At 63.4% G+C, this 9,190-nt stretch carries 10 protein-coding genes; 6 read left to right on the top strand and 4 right to left on the bottom strand.

What is annotated here, in order from left to right; translation table 11 throughout:
* Nucleotides 1-408 precede the first annotated feature (408 nt).
* The gene (locus EII26_RS09335; RefSeq protein WP_124888887.1) at nt 409-1,566 is read left to right on the top strand and encodes a YkvI family membrane protein; all 1,158 of its coding nucleotides are present in this window, start codon (nt 409-411) and stop codon (nt 1,564-1,566) included.
* Between the two features lie 105 nt (nt 1,567-1,671).
* Nucleotides 1,672-1,821, top strand: a complete 150-nt coding sequence (locus EII26_RS13135) for a hypothetical protein (RefSeq protein ID WP_158612243.1) — start codon at nt 1,672-1,674, stop codon at nt 1,819-1,821.
* A gap of 110 nt (nt 1,822-1,931) precedes the next feature.
* Here EII26_RS13135 and EII26_RS09330 read toward each other — a convergent pair whose 3' ends face one another.
* Nucleotides 1,932-2,678: an RsiV family protein gene (locus tag EII26_RS09330; RefSeq protein ID WP_158612242.1), complete on the bottom strand. Its 747-nt coding sequence runs from the start codon at nt 2,676-2,678 to the stop codon at nt 1,932-1,934.
* 477 nt (nt 2,679-3,155) lie between these two features.
* Between EII26_RS09330 and yedE the strand changes: the two genes are divergently transcribed.
* From yedE to EII26_RS09310, 4 genes are all read left to right on the top strand, one after another.
* Nucleotides 3,156-4,238 carry a YedE family putative selenium transporter gene (gene yedE / locus EII26_RS09325; RefSeq protein ID WP_124888885.1) on the top strand — a complete coding sequence of 361 codons (1,083 nt, stop codon included), beginning with the start codon at nt 3,156-3,158 and terminating at the stop codon, nt 4,236-4,238.
* A 19-nt stretch (nt 4,239-4,257) separates the two neighbouring features.
* Nucleotides 4,258-4,476 carry a sulfurtransferase TusA family protein gene (locus tag EII26_RS09320; protein WP_124888884.1) on the top strand — a complete coding sequence of 73 codons (219 nt, stop codon included), beginning with the start codon at nt 4,258-4,260 and terminating at the stop codon, nt 4,474-4,476.
* A 127-nt stretch (nt 4,477-4,603) separates the two neighbouring features.
* The gene (locus EII26_RS09315; RefSeq protein ID WP_124888883.1) at nt 4,604-5,779 is read left to right on the top strand and encodes a M20 metallopeptidase family protein; all 1,176 of its coding nucleotides are present in this window, start codon (nt 4,604-4,606) and stop codon (nt 5,777-5,779) included.
* A gap of 3 nt (nt 5,780-5,782) precedes the next feature.
* The gene (locus EII26_RS09310; protein ID WP_124888882.1) at nt 5,783-6,667 is read left to right on the top strand and encodes a cation diffusion facilitator family transporter; all 885 of its coding nucleotides are present in this window, start codon (nt 5,783-5,785) and stop codon (nt 6,665-6,667) included.
* Here the strand turns inward: EII26_RS09310 and EII26_RS09305 are convergent, their stop codons facing one another.
* Genes EII26_RS09305 through EII26_RS09295 form a run of 3 tightly spaced genes read right to left on the bottom strand, consistent with a single transcriptional unit; the run spans nt 6,668 to nt 9,188 of the window.
* Nucleotides 6,668-7,555: an ROK family protein gene (locus EII26_RS09305; protein WP_233572690.1), complete on the bottom strand. Its 888-nt coding sequence runs from the start codon at nt 7,553-7,555 to the stop codon at nt 6,668-6,670.
* Nucleotides 7,552-8,268 carry an N-acetylmannosamine-6-phosphate 2-epimerase gene (locus tag EII26_RS09300; protein WP_233572689.1) on the bottom strand — a complete coding sequence of 239 codons (717 nt, stop codon included), beginning with the start codon at nt 8,266-8,268 and terminating at the stop codon, nt 7,552-7,554. Before EII26_RS09300 ends, EII26_RS09305 begins: the two co-directional genes overlap by 4 nt.
* Complete coding sequence (locus EII26_RS09295) at nt 8,268-9,188, bottom strand: dihydrodipicolinate synthase family protein (RefSeq protein ID WP_124888880.1); 921 nt, start codon at nt 9,186-9,188, stop codon at nt 8,268-8,270. Before EII26_RS09295 ends, EII26_RS09300 begins: the two co-directional genes overlap by 1 nt.
* Between the last annotated feature and the right edge of the window lie 2 nt (nt 9,189-9,190).

The raw sequence follows: 9,190 nt of genomic DNA, 5'->3' as shown, positions 1-9,190 counted from the left end.
ATTCCTCATGCCTCCATTATCCAAGAGGCTCCTGTCCTGAGGGGGGGACATTCTCTCGGTCCCGCTAAGGGATGACATTATCACAGTCCGGCGACACTGAGCGGAGGCGGGGCTTGACAGAACTGTTTCGGGTCTTTAAAATACTTCACCATTAAGCGGGCGCAGCCGCGTCCCCGAAAGGAGGTTCTCGCAACGATGTTCCATGGTGTTTGCCGTGTTCTTGCCCTCGTCATCATTATTCGGCACTCTGTTCGCGGGTCCTCCTTGGGAGCGGTCGGCGTTTAGGCGCCGTTGTCGCAGGAACTCCAAGGCCGGGACCCGAAAGGGTGCCGGCCTTTTGCATTTGCAGGAGATTTTGGGCGCGCGGGGTATTGCCCGGGACGCGCCGAGAACGGAAGGGGTATCGGGATGTCGGGAGATTCGGGTTCCAGGTGGGGTACGTGTTGGTCCGTCGCGTTCGTGTGGTTTGCGACCCATTTCGGCGGAGGGTTCGCCAGCGGCAGGCAGCTGGTCGATTTTTACGTGAAGTACGGGTGGTACGCGCTCTTCACGCCGATCCTGTCGGTGGGGATCATCGCGCTGGTGCTCTGGTGCGCCTGGCAGTTCGCGGTCCGGCACGGGGCGTACGACTACCATAGCTGGAGCGTCCGCTACTTCGAACCCCTGGGCTTCCTGGAGCCGGTCTTCTCCATGCTGATCGAGGCCATGTACCTGATCATCCTTCTGCTCGCCACGGGGGTCGCCTTCGCGACGGGCGGGACGGTGCTGAACCACATGCTGCCGCACGTGCCCTACCACGCGGGCACCGTGGGGCTGGCCCTCCTGATCCTCTCCCTCACCATCTGGGGCTCCGGGACGGTGCGTCGGGCCGCCACGGTCATGTCCCTGCTGATCATCGCGGGGATGCTGATCATCTACAGCGCCAACCTGGTCGTCAATTTCCCGCGGCTCCTGCAGGTGGTTCGGGAGATGCCCTCGGCCAACGGAGGGTTCTGGGCCGCCCTGTGGCAGAGCGTCAAGTACGCGGCGCTCCAGTGCTCGCTGGTCGGGGCCTATACGGCGGTGGCGGACGGGCTCAGGACCTTGCGCGAGGTCAACCGGACCACGGCCCTGGGCTTCTGCGTCAACGCCGGAATGCTGACCCTCGCCAGCGTGGGGGCGCTGCTGCACTATCCCGTCATCCTCTCGGAGAAGGCCCCGATCACGTACATCACTCAGCACGGAGGCGGAGGGGCGCTCGGCGTGATGCTGGTCTCCGGGATCATCCTGCTGGCCGTGGTCTCGACCGGCGTCGGCCTGATCTACGGGAGCGCCCGCCGCATCACCACATGGTGGAGCAAGCGCACCGGAGCGCCCGCGTCCCGTAGGGTGGACGTCGCCGCCTCGGCCGTCTACGTCGCGGCCTCCTGGTGCGTCGCCAGCTACGGGCTGATCCCCCTGATCGCCAAGGGCTACGCCTGGGTCGGTATGATGTCGGCCCCCCTGATCGTCGCGCCGATCCTTTTGGTGGCCCTGTGGCGCGGCCTGCGCACGGCCCGGACGCCGGCGGTGGCGGCCGAGGGATAGAGAGGACCGCAGGAGTACGCTTTCGAGGGGAGCCCGGTCGGGCTAAAATGGATCCGATGCATCGAGCGATCTCAAACGAAGGGGGATGTTTGCGGAATGTCGATCATGACTTTGGTCGTGCTGGGGGCCATCGCCCTGGTGGTGGTTTCCCTTGTCGTCCAGGCCATTCCCGCCCTGGTGAAGGTGCTGCTCATTGGGCTGGCGGTCGTCGGGCTGCTCTATGCGGGCCTGAAGGTCTACAAGGGCGGGCTGTAGCCGTTTTGCGGAAAATCGGGGCAGATCCGGCTTCCTTGCCGGGGCTGCCGCATGGAAAGAAAGTAAGGAGGGGTCCCGCAGCCGGGGCCCCTCCCTGGCTTTGATGTACGCTATTTCAGGTAGCTCTGCGAGGGGGCCAGCAGGCCCTTGATCGGCTTCGTGGGGATGACGAAGGAGCGGGCTCCCATGGAATAGGGCGCCACGGTCCCCTGGTCGAAGACCAGGACGAGCTTGCCGTCCTCGATGTAGAAGGGCTGATCCTTCCGGACCTCGGGGACCTCCTCCAGGAAGTAGGCCGTCGCCTTGTCCTTTTTCATCTCCTCTTTCATGAGGGACTTGACGATCTTGGTGAGGGGCTTGGTGTAGCGGTCGTCCTTGAACAGGTCCGAAAGCGCGATCTCCCGGCCGGTCCCGAGGTCGATGTTGTCGAAACGGACGAGGGTCCCGGACGAGGCCATCGTCTCGGTGACCCGATGCTCCAGGGACAAGAGGCCGTTCCCGTGCGCCGCAATCCTGCTGGCGGTCGCTATGGAAAAGTAGCCGGCCCCCATGTTCTTCATCTCGCCCATCCTGAGAACGAAGCTCCTGTAGACGGCGACGGCGTCCTCGAGGAACCGTTCGTTCAGCCGCTTTTCCAGCTCGGCGTTGCCCGTGCCGCGAAGGATCGGCACCTGGATGGAGGCCTCGAAGGCCTCCTCCTGGTGTGTGATGGTGGAGAACGCCAGCTGCGGCTCAGCCTTGGCCTTCCCGGCCTCGGGCGTCACCTGCGCGGCATACCCCGCCCCGGCGGAGAAAGAGAATGCCGCCGCAGCCAGCAGGACCGCCATGACTTTGAAATTCCTTACGACCTTCTTCATAGAAAAAACTTCCATTGAAAAAACCCCTTTCGAAACGGAACTGTGAGTTATCTACCGATGAAGAGAGAACCGCGAAAGGTCCTTTGGAGCTGAGGAACGGGCTGACCCTTCGCACATCCATTTTAACGCCGGATCCGCCGGGGACAAGGGAATCCTGCGGGGCCGAAGCTCGGTAAAAATAACGCGGGCCGCGCCGGGCTCCGCCCCCGGCGCGTCTAAGACCTGATACAATTGAGGCGCGTTTGCCGGTCCTGTCGGGAATGGCCGTTTCGAACGGGAATGGAGCGAAGCTGTGCAGGGGAGGTGGCCCGCATGACCTGATGTTCGGATGCCGTCTGACGCGGCCTTGACGGAGGGCGTCGCTCTCCGCTCGACCGTTTGCCCCTGCGTCCTTTTCGTGTGCGGCGGCCCTGCCTTTTGGGGGCGAGTCCTGCCGCCGCCGCTTCCCTTTTGATTTGAATGGAGGTCGATTTCGACATGGATAGGTTGTTGACGTCCCGCCACGGGCCCTGGGTGACGGGCGGAATTCTGGGGCTCGTCGCCGTCCTGCTCGTCAGGCTGGGCAACCCCGGCAACATGGGGTTCTGCGTGGCCTGCTTCACGCGGGACATCGCGGGCGCGCTGGGCCTGCACCGCGCGGCCGTGGTGCAGTACCTGAGGCCGGAGATCCCGGCGTTCATCCTGGGCTCGTTCCTCTCGGCCCTCGCCTTCGGCGAGTACGCGCCGCGCAGCGGCTCCTCGCCCGTGGTGCGCTTCTTTCTCGGCGTGTGCGCCATGTTCGGCGCGCTGGTCTTTCTGGGGTGCCCCTGGAGGGCCTATCTGCGCCTCGCGGGCGGGGACTGGAACGCCCTTTACGGCATCGGGGGCCTGATCGTCGGGGTCCTGATGGGCATCGCCTTCCTCTGGAACGGCTTCAGCCTCGGCGCCGCCGAGCGCAGCCCGAGGGCGTCGGGCCTGGTCATGCCGTTCATCGCCCTGGTGCTGCTGGCCCTGGTCGTCCTCAAGCCCCTGTTCGGGCCGGAGGGGACGGGCCCCATCTTCTTCTCCGAGAAGGGGCCGGGAGCGCAGCACGCGCCCCTGCTCGTCTCGCTGGCGGCGGGGCTTCTCGTGGGCTGGCTGGCGCAGCGCAGCCGCTTCTGCACCGTCGGGGCCCTGCGGGACCTCCTCATGATGGGGGACGGGCACCTGTTCAAGGGCATCGTCGCCTTCACCCTGGCCGCCTTCGCCGCGAGCTACGCGCTGGGCTACTTCCATCCCGGCTTCGAGAAGCAGCCCGTGGCCCATACCCAGTCGCTCTGGAACTTCATGGGCATGGTGCTCTCCGGCCTGGCCTTCACGCTGGCGGGCGGCTGCCCGGGCCGCCAGCTCATCATGACGGGCGAGGGCGACGGGGACGCCGCCGTGTTCGTCCTGGGGATGCTGACCGGCGCGGCGCTGGCCCACAACTTCTCCACGGCGAGCAGCGGGGCGGGCGTCGGGCCCGCGGGGATCCCGGCGACGATCGTCGGGCTCGTGTTCTGTCTGGCCGTCGGGTTCGCCTGTCGGACCCGCTCGGCCTAGGCCTGAGGAGGTGTTGGTCATGAGCGAGCGCATTACGGTGAACGCCTCCGGGCTCTCCTGTCCGCAGCCCGTGATGGAGACGAAAAAGGCGCTGTCCGGCCTGGAGTCGGGCTGTGTCGAGGTTCTGGTGGACACGGCGACCTCGCGCGACAACGTCGCCCGGTTCGCGGAGAACAAGGGCTGGCGCGTGAGGAAGGAGCCGCGCGACGGAGGGTACCGGGTCGTTCTGGAGCGCTGAGAGGATCCGGATTCCATAAAGAGTTGTGCGCCGGCCGGGGCAGAATACCCCCGGCCGGCGTTATACTTTAGAGAGCTTGCGGGGGGCGGTGTGTTCGCACCGGCTCTCCCGCGGAGGAGGGATTTCGATGGCGGAGGTATTGGAACGGGCGCGTCGGCTCGAGGAAAAGGTGAAGGCGTGGCGCAGGCACATCCACGCGCACCCCGAACTGGGCATGGAGACCGAGGGGACGGCCGCCTTCGTGGAGCGGGCGCTCGCGGAGATCGGCGTTGCGGACGTTCGCCGCTGCGCCGGGACGGGGGTCGTCGCCCGCATCGAGGGGCGTCCGGGGGACCGGTGCGTGGGGCTGAGGGCGGACATGGACGCGTTGCCGGTGGAGGAGCGCGGCGATCTGCCGTTCCGCTCGACCGTTCCCGGACGGGCGCATGCCTGCGGGCACGACGTCCATACGGCCTGCCTGCTGGGCGCCGCCGAGCTGCTGCACGGCATGCGGGACGCGTTCTCGGGGACGGTCAAGCTGATCTTTCAGCCCGGCGAGGAGGGGGCGGGCGGTGCGGCGCGGATGATCGCCGACGGGGCCCTGGACGAACCCAAAATGGACGCCGTCTTCGCGCTGCACGTCTGGCCCGACCTGCCGGCGGGGACCGTCGGCATCCGCCGCGGGGCCGTCCTGGCCGGGGCGCAGTCCATCCGCATCCGCATCACGGGCCGGCAGGGCCATGCGGCCCATCCGCACCGCTGCATCGACCCGATCCTGATCGCCGGGCACATCGTCTGCTCGCTCCAGTCGGTGGTGGCCCGTGAGCTCCCCCCGCTCGAGACCGGGGTCCTGACCCTGGGGCAGATCCACGGCGGCACGGCCGGGAACATCATCCCCGAGGAGGTCGTGATCGACGGCACGGTGCGCGCCCTCGCGAAGGACGTGGGGACCCGCATCCTGGAGTCCGCCCGCCGGATCGTCGAGGGGACGGCGGCGACGCTGCGCGGCTCGGCGGTCCTGGAGACCTCGGAAGGCCTGCCGCCGGTGGTGAACGACGACGCGCTGTTCGACCGCATGGTCGGGACCTTTAAGGATCTGTTCGGGCCCGACCGCGTCAGGACTCTGCCCGAGCCCTCCATGGGGGGCGAGGACTTCGCGCTCTTCCTGGAGCACGTGCCCGGCGCGCACTTCCGGCTCGGGGTCGGGGCGGAGGGGCGAACGGCCCATCCCCTGCACTCCCCGGACTTTTACGCCGACGAGTCGGGGTTCTCCATGGGGGTCGCCGGCCTCGCCGCTCTTGCCCTGGATACGCTGGCGCGCTGACCGATGAGCAGGGGCGAGGCAAGCGAGAAGAGGGGGCGGGTCCAGCGGGTTCTCCTGGCGGTGCTGTTCTGCAACCTGCTGGTCTCGGTGGCGAAGATCGCCGTCGGGCTGATGACGAACCTGCAGTCCGTGCTGGCGGACGGCTACCATTCGCTCACCGACGGCTTTTCGAACGTCATCGGGCTCGTCGGGGTGGAGGCCGCCGGGCGGCCCTGCGACGAGGGGCACGCCTACGGGCACTCCCGATACGAGACCCTGGCGAGCCTCGCGATCGTGGCGCTGCTGGTCTACCTGGGTATCACGATCCTGGTGCAGAGCGTCCGCAACCTTTTCGAGCCCGATTTTCGCGTGCCCTCGCGCGGCGAGTTCGCGGTGGTGGCGGCGACGCTGGTCTTCAACGTCGTCGTCGCCCGGCTGGAGGATCGGGCCGGGAAGCGGCTTTCCTCGGCCATCCTGCGGTCGGATGCGCGGCACACCCTGTCCGACGTCTACGTCACCTGCGGCGTGCTGGTCTCCCTGGCCCTGATCACCTTTCTGGGGGCGCCGCTCTGGGTGGACTCTGCGGTCTCTCTGGTCATCGCGCTGGTCATATTCAAGGCGGCCTACGCGATCTTCCGGGAGGCCTCGGACGAGCTGACGGACCACATCGCGATCGACCCGCAGCGGATCGCGGAGGTCGTGCGGACGGACCCCGACGTCCGGGGCGTGCACAAGGTTCGCTCCCGGCGTTCGGGGGACCTGATCTACGCGGACTTCCACGTGCAGTGCGACCCGGAGATGCGGCTGCGGGACGTCCATGCCATGACGCACCGCCTGGAGGCCCTGCTGAACGAACGCCTGGGCCTGCGCATCAGCTGCGTCATCCACCCCGAGGCGGAGGAGAGTTGATTACGGATCGCCTTTTGTGACGGAATCCCTCAAAAAGTGGAACATACCGTAAAGGGCCGCCTGATTGCCAAGGGCCGCTCCAAAGATAAGTGTGCCTCGAAAGTTAGGCATGACAAGTTCCAAGGTTTCTTTTCGAAGGAGGTGAAGCAGCCGAGGGTTTTCCATAATACCCCCGCCGAGTATGATACAGTAAGGATTGAGGGCATGAATAAGACTGGAAAGACCAATGGCGACCTCGTAAACCCAGTCTTTCAAAGCATTTGCAATGGAGTCTTCCTGAATGCGCATCATGATCTCGTGGCTGCTGAGCGTTTGCCCCGTGACAGCGCGTACGCGACGGCAGAGAGCGTTCACGGAAGCGTATGTTTCATAGCAACCCTTTCCTCCGCAGGTACAGGGAAGGCCGCCTGCATGAGTGATGATATGTCCAAACTCGCCGGCGGAGCCGTTCTTTCCACGATAAATGCTGTTATCCGATATGATGGCGCCTCCTATGCCGGTGCCATACGTAATGCAAAGAAAATCGGGCATTCCTCTGGCAGAACCAAAATACGCCTCACCGATTGCTGCGGCGTTGGCATCGTTCTCGACTGCTACGGGAACAGAGAACGTCTCTTCCAGATAGGACCGAACCTGCATCCCCGTGTATCCTGGCAGGTTGTCTGTCGCATACATGATGTTTCCTGTCGATGGATCTACCTGACCGCATGTGCTTACTCCAATGGCGGATATCGTCTCAGGCAAATTTTGGATCCAGGCGGTGAGTCGTACAAAAAGTGAATGTGCGCCGTTTTGGGCTTGCGTGGGAAAATCTCCTTGCTTAAACAGAATGCCATTGGGGTCAAAAAGACCATATTTTACTGCCGTTGCGCCGATATCCAGGGTCAAGATGGACATCGATTGCCTCTAAGTGCCGCAACGAAGCGCTGTGTGATCTCCATGGGCCTGGTAATAGCGCCGCCGACGACGGCGCACCAGGCACCCATGTCGATGGCTTGACGAAGTTCTTCAGGTGTGCGGATACCGCCTTCGGCGATCACCGGCACCGAAAGTTTCTGGCATAGCTGATGGAGCAGTGTGAAGTCCGGGATAGGACTGCCACGGGTGGCATCGGTATAGCCGGCCAGCGTAGTTCCCACACAATCAAAGCCAAGCTTTTCAGCCTCGGCGGCATCTGCGAAGGAGGAGCAATCCGCCATAAAAAGTTGTTCCGGATAGGCTGATCGAAGCGCAGGAAACAGAGTTTTCAATGTATGTCCATCGGGACGGATGCGGTCCGTGGCATCCATCGCGATGATCTCGACACCTGTCTTTACAAGTGCACTGACCTGTGCTTGTGTCGGGGTGATGCATACGGGACTGTCCTTGAACACGGTTTTGATGATACCTATGATGGGGAGCTTCACTATCTCTCGGATGGCCAGGATATCTGTGACGGAGTTCGCTCGAATACCAACGGCACCGCCACGTTCAGCGGCGAGGGCCATGCGAGACATAATAAAGGACGAGTGCAGGGGCTCATTGGGCAAGGCCTGGCAGGATACAATCAACCCGCCGCGAATTTTATCGAAAGTTGTCGTCATGGCATAAAGTTTTGTCACTATAGCGCGTCCAGGAAACGAACGCCAACAATACGGTTCGTATCCCGCAACAGTCGGAAGGTTTGCCGGAGGAACATCTCTTCTTTGTCGGTGTAATTGGTGAAAGGGGCGCGGCAATAACCGGCATCGACGCCGGACCATTTCATGCCGAGCTTGATCACCGCATAATAGCTGTATTCAAGAGCCTTTAGAATGATGAGATCGGCCTCGCGCTGGCGTCGTGTCGCTGCCTGCAGGTCGCCTTGTCTCTGCAGACGATAGATGTCCAGGAAGACCTCGGGCATGAGGTTGTAGAAAGAGCCTATGAGGCCGTCTGCACCGAACAGCAGACCGGAGATGGCCATCTCGTCGCAGCCGGAGAACACCAAAAAATCCGGCCCCAAAGTATTCTTGAGCAGTGCAATCTCATAATGTGTCGTAGCCGTGTATTTGACGCCGCAGACGTTGGGGATCTTGTAAAGCTGCTCGATAAACGAGAGGCTCATGAGCCCTGCCAAGGGGACGTTGTACACGACCACGGGCAGGTCGACGGAACTGCAGAGTGTCTCGTAATAGGAGAAAATCTCTTTCTCAGAAAATTTCCAGTAAAATGGTGGAACAGACGAGATCGCGTCGACGCCCACATCTTTGGCGTGTAAGGCCAGTTCGGTGCTGTGCCGGGTTGAGATGGCTCCCACGTGAACGATCAGAGGGACACGGCCGGCGGTTTCATCGGCGACGACCTCTACGACCCGCTTGCGCTCTTCCAGCGTCATCAGGAAGGCTTCACCCGTGCTGCCCGTCAGATACAATCCTTGCACGTTTTGTGCCAGGAGGTCGCGTACGACCAGGCGCATACGTTTTTCGTCAAAAGACCCCTTGCTGTCGAAACAAGTGATCAATGCAGGAATAACACCCCGAAAACGATTTTTATCTGTCATGT

Source organism: Fretibacterium sp. OH1220_COT-178 (genome assembly GCF_003860125.1).
In the GTDB taxonomy this organism is placed as follows: Bacteria; Synergistota; Synergistia; order Synergistales; family Aminobacteriaceae; genus CAJPSE01.
Note: the sequence above shows the minus strand (reverse complement) of the source record. Positions and strands in the feature narration are given on the sequence as shown.